The organism is Rhizobium sp. PAMB 3182 (assembly GCF_052908355.1).
This window is the reverse complement of the sequence record NZ_CM128607.1, coordinates 779058-793783: the sequence shown is the minus strand read 5'-3', so window position 1 is coordinate 793783 and position 14726 is coordinate 779058. Positions and strand designations below refer to the sequence as shown.

General features: G+C 63.1%; 16 protein-coding genes. 1 reads left to right on the top strand and 15 read right to left on the bottom strand.

The genetic code is table 11. The annotated features are described in order from the left end of the window. Positions 1-85: 85 nt before the first annotated feature. The 5 genes from ACU5AZ_RS04000 to ACU5AZ_RS03980 form a co-directional block, all read right to left on the bottom strand. A complete protein-coding gene (locus ACU5AZ_RS04000) occupies positions 86-217 on the bottom strand; it encodes a hypothetical protein (protein ID WP_446824746.1) in 132 nt (43 codons plus the stop codon). A 156-nt stretch (positions 218-373) separates the two neighbouring features. Then, entirely contained in the window at positions 374-1222 is an 849-nt protein-coding gene (locus tag ACU5AZ_RS03995; RefSeq protein WP_446824745.1) for a CDP-alcohol phosphatidyltransferase family protein, read from the bottom strand. 16 nt (positions 1223-1238) lie between these two features. Then, on the bottom strand, positions 1239-1937 hold the full coding sequence (locus ACU5AZ_RS03990; RefSeq protein WP_446824744.1) for a phosphatidylserine decarboxylase: 699 nt from the start codon (positions 1935-1937) through the stop codon (positions 1239-1241). A 127-nt stretch (positions 1938-2064) separates the two neighbouring features. Continuing rightward, entirely contained in the window at positions 2065-3951 is a 1887-nt protein-coding gene (locus ACU5AZ_RS03985; protein WP_446824743.1) for an ABCB family ABC transporter ATP-binding protein/permease, read from the bottom strand. A gap of 146 nt (positions 3952-4097) precedes the next feature. Next, complete coding sequence (locus tag ACU5AZ_RS03980; RefSeq protein WP_446824742.1) at positions 4098-6158, bottom strand: LysM peptidoglycan-binding domain-containing protein; 2061 nt, start codon at positions 6156-6158, stop codon at positions 4098-4100. Between the two features lie 156 nt (positions 6159-6314). Here ACU5AZ_RS03980 and ACU5AZ_RS03975 point away from each other — a divergent pair, with 156 nt between their 5' ends. Further along, the gene (locus tag ACU5AZ_RS03975) at positions 6315-6935 is read left to right on the top strand and encodes an LOG family protein (RefSeq protein WP_446824741.1); all 621 of its coding nucleotides are present in this window, start codon (positions 6315-6317) and stop codon (positions 6933-6935) included. On the opposite strand, the gene rarD is transcribed toward ACU5AZ_RS03975, so the two are convergent. From rarD to cysS, 10 genes are all read right to left on the bottom strand, one after another. Further along, positions 6924-7868 carry an EamA family transporter RarD gene (rarD, locus tag ACU5AZ_RS03970; RefSeq protein ID WP_446824740.1) on the bottom strand — a complete coding sequence of 315 codons (945 nt, stop codon included), beginning with the start codon at positions 7866-7868 and terminating at the stop codon, positions 6924-6926. The genes ACU5AZ_RS03975 and rarD overlap by 12 nt on opposite strands. A 79-nt stretch (positions 7869-7947) precedes the next feature. Continuing rightward, positions 7948-8151, bottom strand: coding sequence for a hypothetical protein (locus tag ACU5AZ_RS03965; protein ID WP_446824739.1), 204 nt, complete (start codon positions 8149-8151; stop codon positions 7948-7950). 5 nt (positions 8152-8156) lie between these two features. Next, positions 8157-9773, bottom strand: coding sequence for a citramalate synthase (gene cimA, locus ACU5AZ_RS03960; protein WP_446824738.1), 1617 nt, complete (start codon positions 9771-9773; stop codon positions 8157-8159). Positions 9774-9796: 23 nt separating this feature from the next. Next, positions 9797-10753: a prolyl aminopeptidase gene (gene pip / locus ACU5AZ_RS03955; protein ID WP_446824737.1), complete on the bottom strand. Its 957-nt coding sequence runs from the start codon at positions 10751-10753 to the stop codon at positions 9797-9799. Continuing rightward, positions 10750-11238, bottom strand: coding sequence for a GFA family protein (locus tag ACU5AZ_RS03950; protein ID WP_446824736.1), 489 nt, complete (start codon positions 11236-11238; stop codon positions 10750-10752). The genes pip and ACU5AZ_RS03950 overlap by 4 nt, the downstream gene beginning before the upstream one ends. After that, a complete protein-coding gene (locus tag ACU5AZ_RS03945) occupies positions 11235-11711 on the bottom strand; it encodes a GFA family protein (RefSeq protein WP_446824735.1) in 477 nt (158 codons plus the stop codon). Before ACU5AZ_RS03945 ends, ACU5AZ_RS03950 begins: the two co-directional genes overlap by 4 nt. Before the next feature lie 327 nt (positions 11712-12038). Beyond that, on the bottom strand, positions 12039-12515 hold the full coding sequence (locus tag ACU5AZ_RS03940; RefSeq protein WP_446824734.1) for a GFA family protein: 477 nt from the start codon (positions 12513-12515) through the stop codon (positions 12039-12041). Then, a complete protein-coding gene (locus ACU5AZ_RS03935; protein ID WP_446824733.1) occupies positions 12512-12928 on the bottom strand; it encodes a PIN domain-containing protein in 417 nt (138 codons plus the stop codon). The genes ACU5AZ_RS03940 and ACU5AZ_RS03935 overlap by 4 nt, the downstream gene beginning before the upstream one ends. Next, complete coding sequence (locus tag ACU5AZ_RS03930; protein ID WP_446824732.1) at positions 12925-13167, bottom strand: antitoxin; 243 nt, start codon at positions 13165-13167, stop codon at positions 12925-12927. The genes ACU5AZ_RS03935 and ACU5AZ_RS03930 overlap by 4 nt, the downstream gene beginning before the upstream one ends. A 62-nt stretch (positions 13168-13229) precedes the next feature. Beyond that, positions 13230-14630, bottom strand: a complete 1401-nt coding sequence (gene cysS / locus ACU5AZ_RS03925) for a cysteine--tRNA ligase (RefSeq protein WP_446824731.1) — start codon at positions 14628-14630, stop codon at positions 13230-13232. Positions 14631-14726: the final 96 nt, after the last annotated feature.

The window sequence follows — 14726 nt, the reverse complement described above, 5'->3', positions numbered from 1 at the left end:
CAAACAAGTCATCGCCGCGAACGACAAACCCGCCTCGAGGGCGGGTTTGCGGTTGTCTTCCGATTGAGATCCCTTGTCGGCCTTCTTAAGCGGCCTTAGGCTTTCTCACCATGATCGCTGCTGCCAGAACGGCCTTCAGGCCGAGTGGCTTGTAGAGCGACAGGAGCTCCGGTTTCTCTCGCTTCTGCGTGTCTGCCGGAGACGTTTCCTTGGTCATTTCCCGTTCCTTTGATTCCACCCCAATATGGTCGCCGGCTCTCTCGCGCCGGATCGTGACAAAATAAAGGCGTAAGGGCTTTGCTGGAAATCAATTACGAAAACGGCGTGTAATATTGCTCGCACGGAGGAAATATTGCGAAAGCGGAATATTTCCTCAGATGCCGCTGTCGATACTGTTGTCGCTCGGGCCCGGGTCTTCGGTGATCGTTAGCGTTCCGTATTTCTTGTGCCAGGCCCGTGCGCCGAAGGGCAGGGTGGCCAGATAGAAGACGACGGAGGCGACCAGCACTTCCCACGTGTAGCTCATCAGCAGCGCCACATAGAGCACGACGACGAGGATCATCGGCAGCACCAGGTCGCGCCTGATGCGCGCGGTCGCCGACTTGCCCGACCAGACCGGCAAGCGGCTGACGAGGAGCAGGGCGATGATGACGGTGTAGAGCGACGAGGCATAGGCGAAGGTCGCGCTCGGCGCCAGGCCGAGAAAGCCGAAATAGACCGGCAGCAGCACGAGGCAGGCGCCGGCAGGTGCTGGCACCCCGACGAAATATTCCGACTGCCACTTCGCCTTGACGTCGCGTTCGGCCATCACGTTGAAGCGGGCAAGCCGCAGGCCGGCGGCGATCGTGTAGATCAGCGCTGCCGCCCAGCCGAGCGAACGCCCCTGGTCGAGGATGAAGACGTAGGAGACGAGGGCCGGCGCGACGCCGAAATTGATGATGTCGGCGAGCGAATCCATCTGCGCGCCGAACTTCGAGGTCGCCTTCATCAGCCGCGCGATGCGGCCGTCGATACCGTCCAGGAAGGCGGCGAGCAGCACCATGCCGACCGCCAGCTGGTACTTGTTCTCGAACGCCAGGCGGATGCCGGTCAGGCCGGCGCAGATCGCCATCACGGTGATCAGATTGGGGATGACCATCCGAAGTGGGATTTCCCGAAGGCGGGGGCCGCGTGCGGCGTCGTCCGGACCGTTCGGTTCATGCGGTGGGAATGGCGTCTCCATGATTCCTTCCTGTCGCCTACGAGCGCTTCGCGGTGACCGGTCCCTTCAGGGTTCCGAACTCGGCGAGCACGGTTTCGCCGGCAATCGCCGTCTGGCCGAGGCTGACGCGCGGCTGCGCACCGGCCGGCAGGAAAACGTCGAGGCGGGAACCGAAGCGGATGAGGCCGAAGCGCTCGCCGGCTTCGATCGGCTCGTCGGGATGCACCCAGCAGACGATGCGCCGTGCCACCAGGCCGGCGATCTGCACGACGCCGATATCGCCATGCGTGGTTTCAACCACGACGCCGTTGCGTTCGTTTTCCTGGCTGGCCTTGTCGAGCTCGGCATTCAGGAAGCTGCCTTCGGTATAATTGATGTGCGTGATGCGGCCGCGCATCGGCATGCGGTTCACATGGCAGTTGAAGACGTTCATGAAGACGGAGATGCGCAGCATTTCCTCGGTGCCGAGACCGAGTTCTGCCGGTGGCACCATCTTCTGGATGGAGGAGACGCGGCCATCGGCCGGGCTGATCACCAGATCGTCGTCCTGCGGCGTCATGCGCTCCGGATCACGGAAGAAATAGGCGCACCATAGCGTGAGGATCAGGCCCACCCAGAACAGCGGCTTGAACAGCCAGCCCAGCACGAGAGAGGCTGCGAAGAACGCCGCAACAAACGGATAACCTTCCTTGTGCACCGGTACGATGGTGTTGCGGATGGTGTCGAAAAGGCTCATGTCGGCCAAACTCCCTGACGAAACTCGAACTGCTGACTACATTCAATTGGCGCGCGGGGCAATGCGCCGCTCGGCCGCAAGCCGCTTTGCGCACGCTATTTTGCCGGCGAACCGGCGTTCAGCCACCTTAGCGCGCCGGGTCGAGACGCACCACTATGCCCATATCGTCGCTCTCGCGCATCTGCTTGAGCTGCTCTTCGGCCATGGTCGCCTCGCGCTGGCGGTTCCACATCGAGGCGTAGAGGCCGCCCTGGGCGAGCAGCGAATGATGCGTCCCGCGCTCTGCGATCTCACCGGCACGAAGAACGATGATTTCGTCCGCATCGACGACGGTCGATAGCCGGTGCGCGATGACCAGCGTCGTCCTGTTCTTCGATACGATGTCGAGCGCGGCCTGGATTTCCTGCTCGGTCGTCGTGTCGAGCGCGGATGTCGCCTCGTCGAGGATCAGGATCGGCGGCGCCTTCAGGATCGTGCGGGCGATCGCCACGCGCTGCTTCTCGCCGCCCGAAAGCTTCAGCCCGCGCTCGCCGACCTTGGTGTGAAAGCCTTCCGGCAGCGCGCGGATGAAGTTGCCGATCTGGGCGGCTTCAGCGGCCTCCATGACGTCTTCGTCACTGGCCGTCGGCCGGCCGTAGCGGATGTTGTAGGCGATCGTGTCGTTGAACAGCACCGTATCCTGCGGCACCATGCCGATGCCGGCCCGCAGGCTTTCCTGCGTGACGTCGCGGATGTCGCGGCCGTCGATGGTGATCGAGCCGGAATTGACGTCGTAGAAGCGGTAGAGCAGGCGGGAAATCGTCGACTTTCCGGCGCCGGACGGACCGACGACGGCGATCGTCTTGCCGGCCGGAACCTCGAAGGAAATGCCCTTCAGGATCGGACGCGCCGGATCGTAGGAAAAATGCACGTTGCGGAAGGCGATGGCGCCTTCCTTGATCTGCAGTTCGGACGCATCGGGCTTGTCGGTGACTTCCGGCGCCACGTCCAGGAGGTCGAACATCTGCTCGATGTCGGTCAGGCCCTGGCGGATCTCGCGATAGAGCATGCCGATGAAATTCAGCGGCACGGACAGTTGCAGCAGCAGCGCGTTGATGAAGACGAAGTCGCCGATCGACTGCTCGCCGCGCTGCACGGCCAGCGCCGACATGACCAGCATGATCGTGGTGCCGACGCCGAATATCGCGCCCTGGCCGAAGTTCAGCCAGCCGAGCGAGGTCCACACCTGGGTCGCCGACTTCTCGTAGCGAGCCATCGAGTCATCGAAGCGACGGGCTTCCATCTCCTCGTTGCCGAAATATTTGACGGTTTCGAAGTTGAGGAGCGAATCGATCGCCTTGGTGTTGGCCTCCGTATCGGAATTGTTCATCGCGCGGCGGATGCCGATGCGCCAGTCGCTGGCCTTCACCGTGTACCAGATGTAGACCGCGACGGTGATGGCCGTCACCGCGAGATAGGAGAGGCCGTAACCCCACCAGAAGATGAACGCCGTCAGCGCGAATTCGAGAATGGTCGGGACCGTGTTGAGGATGGTGAAGCGCACCACCGTCTCGATGCCCTTGGTGCCACGCTCGATGATGCGCGACAGCCCGCCGGTCTTGCGCTCCAGATGGAAGCGCAGCGACAGGCGGTGCATGTGGACGAAGGTCTTGTAGGCGAGCTGGCGGACGGCGTGCTGGCCGACGCTGGCGAAAAGCGCGTCGCGCAGCTGGTTGAGGCCCCATTGCAGGAGCCGGGCAAAATTATAGGCAATGACCAGCATGACAGCGCCGAGCATGAAGCTCGGCAGGATGTCCGGATTGTCCATCTTGCCGTTCAGCGCATCGGTCGCCCACTTGAAGAAATAGGGCACGAGGATCAGGATGAACTTGGCGACGACCAGGAACACGGTCGCCCAGACGACCCTGAGTTTCAGGTCGCGCCGTGTCTGCGGCCACATGTAGGGCCACAGGTTGATGATCGTCTGCAGCGGATTGCCGGAGTCCGCCGAAACGGTTTTGCCCCTGGAGTTCATTCTGTCTCTTGTCCGTGTTTTTCAAGACGTTTCAGCATGCGGACCCGCACGTCGCCGCTGAAATGGAACGGCGGCCCGAAGGCCGCCGCTCACTTTGAAGTAGGCACATCACCCATGCATTACAATGCCCGGAGCCGAAATTCGCCTCAGTTTGACGTGGGGTCGATCGGCAGCCCCTTGAGGTGACGCTTGTGCATTTCCTCGGCGTTCGGAGCCGCCTTGTCCGGCAGGCCGAACACCTGACCGGGCTCGATCATGTCCGGGTCGCGGATCTTGTCCTCGTTGGCAAGATAGATCGTCGTGTAGCGCACGCCCTTGCCGTAAACGCGGCGGGCGATCTGCCAGAGCGTGTCGCCGCGGCGGATGATTACCGACGTGTCGCTCTTCTCCAGAGGCTCCTGGACGATGGTCTTCGGTTCGGTCACCGCTTCCGGCGCCTTGGAGGCGAGGTCGGCCGACCCCGCCGGCATCGGCGGTGTTTCGATCGTCTTGTCGGCAGCGGTGGCTGCAGGGGCTGCGTTGTCAGCCGTCGCGGGTGCTGCCGTACCGCCGATGTCGGGCGCCTTGGTGGCGAGATCGCTGGATGCTGAAGGCAGCGCCGGGATTTGCGGCTCCGCCGTGGCTGGAGCCGGAGCCGGCTTCGAGGAAGCATCCGGCACGGCGATCTCCGGCGCCTTGGTGGCAAGCTCGGTCGAGGCTGCCGGCAGGGCCGGGGTCTGGGCCGCCGTTTCGGTTGCCATTTCGATCGTGCCGGTCAGTGTGCCTTCGATGGCCGCGAGCTTCGGTCCGAGCGCCTTGGCGTCGGCCGGCAGGGCCTTCAGGGCGGCAAGCGCCTTGGCGGCATGGGCGGCGACCTTCTGCAGGCTTGCCTTCGTTTCGGCATCGGTCTCTTCGGCGAACTTGTATTCGGCGACGGACTTCAGCGCGATCTCGAGGGCGGAGCGTGCGGCGGCCAGTTCTTCCGCCGTCGGCGTCTTGCCGTCGGCATAAAGGCCCTTCAGCAGGTTCAACGCCTTCATTGCCTCGGTCGACAGTTTCTCGAACTGCATCTTGTCGAAGTTCGCCATCGACGTGACGTCAGCACCCGCTGCATCCGTCTTGGCCGGCGCGGCCTGGGCGACTTCGGCAGGCGCGGCAGGCTTGCCGGCGACGGCGGCGACGGCTTCGCCTTCCGGCCGGTTGAACGGAACGGTGGCGCGCACCACGACCTTGCCATCGGCATCGACGACGTCGGTGCGGATCTCATGATCCCCAACGCTGAGCTTCATGGCGCCATCGATGACGAAGCGGCCCTTGTCGTCGGCAGGAAACTCGCCGATGAGCTTGCCGTCGGCATAGGCGCGCACACGGGCGCCGGGGGCGGCGGATCCGGCGACGAACACCTTGTCGCCTTCCAGTTCGACGGCACTGATGCGCACGTCCGGTTCGCCTGCTGCGGCGGCCGTCTCGGTCGTCGGCTTTTCGGCTGCAGGTGCGGGGGCTTCCGCCGCAGCGGGAGCCTCGGGCTTGGGCGCGGCCGGTTCGGCGGAGGCGGTCTCGGTTGCCGGCGCATTCGCTTCTGCGGCAGCGGGCGCTTCGGCAGCTTTCGGTTCCTCGGTCGGCGCGGTGATGATGCGGCTGGCTTCACCCGGCTTGGTCACCATGGCGAGCAGCTGGCCCTTGTCGTCGGCCGGCACGGAGATCGTCGCGACTTCCTCGGAAGAGGTGGTCTTGCCGTCGTCTGTCGTGGTCTTCAGCGTCAGCTGGTGGTCGCCCGGGGAGAGGGGATTGTCGAGAACGGCGGCGAAGTCGCCGGAGCTTTCGATCTTCGAGGTCGTCAGGACCTTGTCGCCGTCCATGATTTCGAGCTTGGCGCCCGGCTGTCCGTTGCCGGCAATGACGGTCGAACCGTCGGGCTCGACGCGAAGGACGTCGAAGGACGGCGTGTTGTTGTCGGCGCTTGCCTCTTCCTTGGCGGGTTCTGCAGCGTCGGGCTTGGCGTCGGCTGCATCCGTCGACGCGCTGTCAGCGGGCTTTTCAGCGTCCGTCTTCGCTTCGTCATTCCCCGTGATGAGGTCCTTGGATGCCTTCAATGCATCGGCGGCGACATCGGAAATTGATACCGCTTCGCCATCCCCGTTCATGCGGGGCAGACCAAACACGACCATGATGATGGTAGCAAAGAATACAACAATAAGCGCCAGCCAGCCGGCGGATAGCTTCTTCATAATTCGTCTCCGCGCGGAAATCCCCCTTCCGCCAAGGGAATTGCTAGCCTCTTATTCCGTGCCGCACAAGTATTCATCACGGGCGCGCAAACGGGCAGCGTCAGTTTTCCTTCTATTTTCTTGACTGCCCCGGCGGCCCATAGTTCCTTCTAGCGTATGAGCCAGAACAAACCTTCGATTCGATCCATCTGCGTCTATTGCGGTTCACAGCCCGGACGCGATCCTCTCTACACCGAGGCCGCCCGCAGGCTCGGCCGCGCCATGGCCGAGAACGACATCCGCCTCATCTATGGCGGCGGCACCAAGGGCATCATGGGCGCGGTCGCCAGCGGCGTCCTGTCGAACGGCGGCAAGGTGACGGGCATCATACCGGAATTCCTGATCGACATGGAAGCCACAAGGCATTCGCTCGGCCAGTTGAACGACCTGATCGTGACGAAGGACATGCACGAGCGCAAGCATCGCATGTTCGAGCAGTCGGACGCCTTCGTGACGCTTCCCGGCGGCATCGGCACGCTGGAAGAGATCGTCGAGATCATGACCTGGGGGCAGCTCGGACGTCACGAGAAGCCCATGGTTCTCGCCAATATCAACGGCTTCTGGGACCCGATGCTGGAACTGATCGGCCACATGCGCGCCGAAGGCTTCATCCATACCGCGCACAAGGTGCAGCCGATGGTGATCGGTGACGTCGAGGACATCGTCCCGGCGCTGATCGAGCGGACCTCGGCCAGCGCCCCCGTTTCCGGCGACGAGGCCATGATTTCAAAGCTTTGACGTGACCGTTGGCTCGGTGACGACCTTCATGCGCGACTGACGCAGCATCGACCACGTATAGAGGACCAGCGCGCCCCAGATCAGCGGGAAGGCGATGGCCTTGGCCGTTGTGAAGGCTTCCCCGAAGGCGAAGACGGCGATCAGGAAGATCATCGTCGGCGCGATATACTGCATGATGCCGATCGTCGACAGCTTCAGGAGTTTCGCTCCGTTGGCGTAGATGACCAGCGGCACGGCGGTGACGAGCCCCGCTGAAGCGAGCAGCACCGTGTCGAGCGGACCGTCGGACAGAAAATGGCTGTTGCCGGTCGCCGAGAGGTAGATGAGATAGCCCGCCGCGAAGGGCGTCAGCAGCATGACCTCCAGGAAGAAGCCCTGGTTCGGCCCGATCGGCAGCGTCTTGCGGAAGAAGGCGTAGAAGCCCCAGGAGAAGGTCAGCACCAGCGACACCCAGGGCAGGCCACCCGAATCGAAGGTCAGCACGACGACGGCGGAGACCGCCATGGCGATGGCGGCGATCTGCAGCGGCGTCAGTTTTTCCTTCAGCACGATGGCGCCGAGAAACACGCTGAAAAGCGGGTTGATGTAATAGCCAAGCGCCGTGTCGAGCGTCCGTCCGACCGAGATCGCCCAGACATAGGTGCCCCAGTTGATGCTGATCAGGATGGCGGTCAACAGTGCCATGGCGAGCATCTTCGGCTGGCGAAGCGCCGCCTTCAGATCGGCGGTGCGTCTCAGGGCCACCAGGATGAGGCCGGCGACCGGCACCGACCACAAGATGCGGTGGGCGATGATTTCCGCTGCCGGAACATGTCCGAGCGCCTTCATGTAGAAGGGCAGGAAGCCCCACATGACATAGGCGGTCAGCGCGAAGGCAAAGCCGCGCGGCGTGTCTTCGCCCTTGATCGGCGTTGCGGCTTCGGTCGTCGCCATGGTGTCTCTCCCTGAAATGGAAGCGAGAGCGGTAGTCGATCTGCCGCTGATGCACAAATTCAAACTATTGAAGGATGGTTCAGAAGCAGTTGGAGAGGCCGTTTTCCGCCATCGTCAGGAAGATGTCGGTGCCATAGGCAAGCCAGCCGGAAAAGGCCGCACCAAACACTGCCGCCGTCGCGCTCAGCGCAAGGGCGGGCAAAAGCAGTCGATACGCGGACGGCGCAGTCGGTTGCGGGTGCTCCATGACGTCGAGATTAGCGCTGCCGCCCGCGGCCCGCAAGGCGGTTATTCCGCCGCGATGCGGCCGGCGAGCTCGCGGTTCTTCATCAGTTTGTAGACGACGGAATCACGCAGCGCTTCATAGGAGGCGTCGATGATGTTGTCCGACACGCCGACCGTTCGCCAGCGCGCACCCGTGCCATCGGTCGATTCGATCAGGACGCGGGTAATCGCCTCGGTGCCGCCGTTGAGGATACGCACCTTGTAGTCGACCAGTTCCAGATCGGCGATCTCGCCCTGGTACTTGCCGAGATCCTTGCGAAGCGCGATGTCCAGTGCATTGACCGGGCCGTGACCTTCGGCGACCGACATGACGTATTCGCCGTCGATGCGGATCTTCACGACCGCCTCCGAGACTGTCTTCTTGCGGCCATTGGCATCGAAGCGGCGCTCGACGATGACCCGGAAGCTTTCCGTGTGGAAGAACTCCGGCACGACGCCGAGCGTTTGCAGCGCCAGGAGTTCGAAGCTCGCATCCGCCGCCTCATAGGCATAGCCCGATGCCTCGCGCTCCTTGACGATGGCGATGAGGTCGTCGAGACGCGGATCGTCCTTGCCGACCGAAATGCCGCGCTTCTTCAATTCATTGAGAAAGTTCGACTTGCCGCCCTGGTCCGAGACCATGACCCGGCGGCGGTTGCCCACACTTTCCGGCTCCACATGCTCATAGGTCTTCGGGTCCTTGAGAAGCGCCGAGGCATGGATGCCGGCCTTGGTGGCGAAGGCGGAAGAGCCGACGAAGGGCGCCTGTTCGTTGGGCTGCCGGTTCAGAAGTTCGTCGAAGGCATGCGAGAGCTTGGTCAGGCCTTCCAGCCGGTCACGGTCGATGCCGGTCACGAAGCGGCTGTTGTAGGTCTCCTTCAGCACCAGCGTCGGAACGAGGGTGATCAGGTTGGCGTTGCCGCAGCGCTCGCCGATACCGTTCAGTGTTCCCTGAATCTGCCGTGCGCCGGCCTCGACGGCGGCGAGCGAATTGGCGACCGCCTGTCCGGTGTCGTTGTGGGCGTGGATGCCGAGCGAGGCGCCGGGCACGCCGCTTGCGATCACCGTCTCGATGATGGCGCGGATTTCGGCGGGCTGCGTGCCGCCATTGGTGTCACAGAGCACCACCCAGCGCGCGCCGGCCTCATAGGCCGTCTTCGCACAGGCCAGCGCATAGTCGGGATTGGCCTTGTAGCCGTCGAAGAAGTGTTCGCAGTCGACCATCGTCTCCTTGCCGGCGGCAACCGCGGCCTTGACGCTGTCGCGGATCGAAGAGAGGTTTTCCTCGTTCGTGCAGCCGAGCGCTACCTTCACGTGGTAGTCCCAGCTTTTCGCGACGAAACAGATGGCGTCGCTCTTCGACTGGATGAGCGCGGCAAGGCCCGGATCGTTGGACGTGGAAATGCCGGCCCGCTTCGTCATGCCGAAGGCGACAAATGCCGCATCCTGGGTCCGCTTCTTGGCGAAAAACTCGGTGTCTGTCGGATTGGCGCCCGGATAGCCGCCCTCGACATAATCGATGCCGAAATCGTCCAGCATGGTGGCAATCGCGATCTTGTCCTCGACCGAGAAATCGACGCCCGGCGTCTGTTGCCCGTCGCGCAATGTCGTGTCGAAGAGATAGAGTCTTTCGCGGTTCATGGTGTTTCTTCCCGTATGCGGCCTTATCGGTTGTTCGCGAACATGTCGGTGGTCCGGACCAGCCTGTCCAGAATACCGGGTTCGGAGGAGGCGTGGCCTGCGCCTTCGATCAGATGGAATTCGGCCTTCGGCCATGCCTTGTGCAGCTGCCAGGCGTATTTCGCCGGGCAGGGCATGTCGTAGCGACCGTGGACGATGAGTCCCGGAATGTCTTGAAGCTTATGCGCGTCGCGCAGGAGCTGCCCTTCGTCCAGCCAGCCGGCATGGACGAAGTAATGGTTCTCGATGCGGGCGAAGGCCTCCGCGAAGGCGTCCTCGCCAAATCCGGTGCTGGTCTCGGGTTCGGGCAGGAGCGTGATCGTCTCGCCTTCCCAGAGGCTCCAGGATTTGGCAGCGGCGATCCGCGTATCGCGGTCCTCGCTCGTCAGCCGCTTGCGGTAGGCGGCCATCATGTCGCCGCGCTCGTCTTCCGGGATCGGTGCGATGAAGCGCTCCCACTTGTCGGGAAACATCTCCGAGACGCCGAACTGGTAGTACCAGAGAAGCTCGGCGCGCGTCAGCGTGTAGACGCCGCGCAGCACGAGTTCCGTTACGCGTTCGGGATGCTTTTCCGAATAGGCGAGCGCCAAAGTCGAGCCCCAGGAACCGCCGAACACCATCCACTTGTCGACGCCGACCATTTCGCGCAGCCGCTCGATATCGGCGACCAGGTGCCAGGTCGTGTTGGCTTCCAGCGAGGCGTGCGGCGTGGACTTGCCGCAGCCGCGCTGGTCGAACAGCAGCACGTCATAAAGTTTCGGATCGAAGAAGCCGCGATAGGCCGGCCTAATACCGCCGCCGGGGCCGCCATGCAGGAAGACGGCAGGCTTTGCACCCGGCGTGCCGACCCGCTCCCAATAGATCTGGTGCCCGTCGCCGACATCGAGATGGCCGGAGGCATAGGGTTCGGTGATCGGATGGTAGGTCCTGAGGTCGCTCATGTGGGGCTGCCGTTCCAGTGGTCGGTGTCGTGATCGGGATGCTGGTGGTTGGTCGAGCGGACGTCTTCCAGCCCGCCAGGCAGATCGTCGCGGTCCGTGATGTTTTCATTAAGCCCCGTCAGCAGATGAAAGAAGCTGACCCGCGCCTCGACGCCGTCCTGGCTTTCTGGCGTGTAGGCGGACGGATCGTCCAGGCTGCCGAGCGTGACCGCGACCGTGTCGCTGCCGACGGTCTTGAAGAAGAGCGGCGTGCCGCAGCTTGCGCAGAAGCCGCGCTTGACCGGATCGGAGGAGTGAAACCACGACGGTTCGCTGCGCGTCAGTTCGAATTCGTCTTCGTTCGCGCTGGCAAGCGGCATGAAGTAGTTGCCGGCCGCCTTCTGGCACATGCGGCAATGACAGAGATGCGGGTTCGAGAGCCGGCCGCGGACGCGGTAGCGCACCGCGCCGCACTGGCAGCCGCCTGTGATGGGGGCGCTCGTCATGCCTCGTCCTCCGGCGGCCATTCAGTCGTATCGTGGTCCGGATGCTGCCAGGAGACGACGCTCGCATGGAACGCGGCCATGGCCGGCGTGCTGTAGGCCGGCTTGTCGAACAGGTGATCGATCCACGGCAGGCGCTGGGCGTGGTTGACCTGGATCTGCGGCTCGAACAGTTCCGGCTGGTCGAGCGCCCCGATCGCAAGCTCCAGCGCGCCCTCGTAGCGATAGGCGAGCGGCGTCCCGCATTTGTTGCAGAAGCCGCGATGGACCTTGGCCGAGGAGCGGAACCAGCTTGGCTGGCCACGCGTCCATTCCACATGCGCCGGATCCGCCGTCACGAAGGCCGCGAAGAAATTGCCGAACTGCTTCTGGCACATGCGGCAATGGCAGATCGACGGCCGCCCGAGCTTGCCCGCCCGAAACCGCACCGCTCCGCACTGGCATCCGCCGGAGTGAGTGTCGGTGGTGTTGGTCATTGTGCGACTCCTTGGCGGTTGGCGTTGTGGGGGACTTTCCGGCCTTTGGTCAAAATCCCCCTCTGGCCTTCCGGCCATCTCCCCCACAAGGGGGGAGAAATCGCGCGGAAAGCATTTGCCCCGTTTGAGGCGATAGCGATTGGGTCAGCCCCTCCCCCTCGTGGGGAGGGGTTGGGGAGGGGCATGAGGCCCGATCTTATGTCAATCTTCATCAGATCACCCCCGCATAGATCAGCAGCGCGATCAGCACGATCACGATGAAAACGATCTTGCCGATGATGCCGTAGACCATCCATTTCGGCATCTGCGTGTTCGGGTTCTTTTCCGTCATGACTGATCCTCCGGTGGCCATTGGTCCGTGTCGTGGTCCGGGTGCTGGTAGGAGACGAGGTCGGCGAGGAAGGGCGCGTCTTCGAGGTCGTCCTCGGTCGGATGCCCGGGCAGGAGATGCAGGCTGTCGGCAAACGGCAGCTTGGCTTCGATGCCGAACTGCCTGTTCGGGGGCAGGGCGGCCGGATCGTCGAATGCGCCGGCTGCCAGCGCCACGCCGTCCGGCGCCTCATAGGTCAGCGGCGTGCCGCATTCGGCGCAGAAGCCCCGCGCGACGAAATTGGACGATTGGAATTTTTTCGGCGCGCCCCGCGTCCAGGTCAGCACCGCCTTGCGGCTCGAGACCAGCGGCGCGTAATAGCCCCCGAATGCCTTCTGGCACATGCGGCAGTGACAGATCGACGAGTCGTTCAGATCCCCTTCGACGCGAAACCGCACCGCGCCGCATTGACATCCGCCGGAGTGAATGGTCATGGGGTTTCCTCCAGCCAGTTTTCGAGTTTAAGCCCGTCGATGCGCGAAAATTCGCGGACATTGTTGGTCACCAGCGTCAGGTCGAGCGACAGGGCGTGCGCGGCGATGAACAGGTCGACGGGACCGATGGTCTTCCCGGAACGTTCTGCACTTGCCCGAAGCCAACCGTAAACCCGGGAGGACGGATTTTCGTAGGGCACGATGCTGATACGCGCCAGCACCTCTTCAACACCGCGTGTCAGCCGGTCGGATTGTCGCTTCTCGATGCCGAAATAGAGTTCGGACGTCACGATGGCGCTGATGCAGAGGTCCGGAAAACCCTTCTTCTGCCAATGCTGGAAGGCTCGTCCGCCGGGATTGCGCACGAGGTCGGACACGATATTGGTATCCAGCATGAAGGACGCTTCGCTCACAGATCGACATCCCGTGCCGGCAACAGTGCCTCATCGACGTCGGGAAATTCGTCGTCGATCGGTTCCTGCTTGCTCAACCATTCGCGAAGGCCTTCGCTCGCCTTGACCGGCTCGATGATGATCCGGTCTCCCTCCTTGTGCATGATGACTTCATCGCCCGGGAAGTCGAATTCCACGGGAATGCGTACGGCGCGGTTGCGGCCGTTCCTGAAGACCTTCACATGTCTTTCCATTCCCATCCTCGCCTCCGTTCAGATCGGCATATGCCGTTAGCATATGCCAAATGGTGGTCAACGGCAAATCACCGCTTGACCTCCCACGTCGTCACCCGTTCGCCCGTCTCCGGGTCCTTGCCATCCTTCAGCTGGATGCCCTTGGCCAGCAGGTCGTCGCGGATCTTGTCGGCTTCGCCCCAGTTCTTGGCCTTGATCAGTTCGAGGCGCATGGCGACGAGGGCGGCGACCGCTTCACTGAGATCGTCGCTGACTTCGGCCTTGGCCGGCAAGACGCCGAGGAGGGCGGCTGATGCGGCAAATTCCGGCGCATTCGTGCTTGCCAGATGGTGCAGAGCCTGGATGGCGGCTACCGTGTTCAGATCGTCGCCGAGCGCTTCGAGCACGGAGGGGTGGACGTCTCCGTCGGCCGCGAGACCGGCAGGCCATTTGGCCAGCATGCGTTCGGCCTCCTCCAGCCGCTTGATCGAAAAATCGATCGGCTCGCGGTAATACGTCATCAGCATGGCGAGCCGCAGCACGTCGCCCGGCCACGTGCGGCCGCCGAACTTCTCCGTTGCCAGGAGCTCGTGGATGGTGACGAAATTGCCCTCCGACTTCGACATCTTGCGGCCTTCGACCTGCAGGAAGCCGTTGTGCATCCAGACATTCGCCATCACCGCCGAGCCATGGGCGCAGCGCGATTGGGCGATCTCGTTCTCGTGGTGCGGGAAGATCAGGTCGAGCCCGCCGCCGTGGATGTCGAACGTGTCGCCGAGATAGCGGCCGCTCATCGCCGAGCATTCGATATGCCAGCCGGGCCGGCCGTAGATGTCTGTCGTCGCGCCCTCGACCGTGAAGTCGGCATGCCAGCCGGGCTCCGTGTCCGCCGATTGCTTCCACAGCACGAAGTCGACCGGGTTCCTTTTGTGCGCCTCGACGGCGATGCGGGCGCCGGCCTGCTGGTCGTCGAGATTGCGCTTCGAAAGCTGGCCGTAATCGGCCATGGAGCGCACCTCGAACAGCACCTCCCGGCCTTCCGATCCTTCCGCCACATAGGCGTGGCCCTTGTCGAGAAGCGACTGGATGATCGCGACCATCTGCGTAATGTTGTCGGTCGCCCGCGGCTGCACGGTCGGCTCCAGCGTGCCGAGCGCCTTCACGTCCTCGAGGAACTGCGTCTCCGTCTTTTCCGTCACAAGCCGGATCGCCTCGTTCAAGGGCAGGTTCGGATGGTCGCGAAGCGCCCGCGCGTTGATCTTGTCGTCGACGTCGGTGATGTTGCGGACATAGGTGACGTGATCGGCGCCATAGACATGGCGCAGCAGGCGGTAGAGCACGTCGAAGACGATGACCGGGCGCGCATTGCCGATATGGGCGAAGTCATAGACCGTCGGACCGCAGACATACATGCGGACATTGTCCGGATCGATCGGCTGAAAGACCGTCTTTTCCCGTGTCAGCGTGTTGTAGAGCTTCAGCTCGGTCATTCCCAGGTCTCCAAACAAAAGATTTCACCCGGCGGGCCGGGACGTTTGTTCTCTTGCGGATATCGGGAGACGAAAACGGCCAGGCCAGCGGAAAGC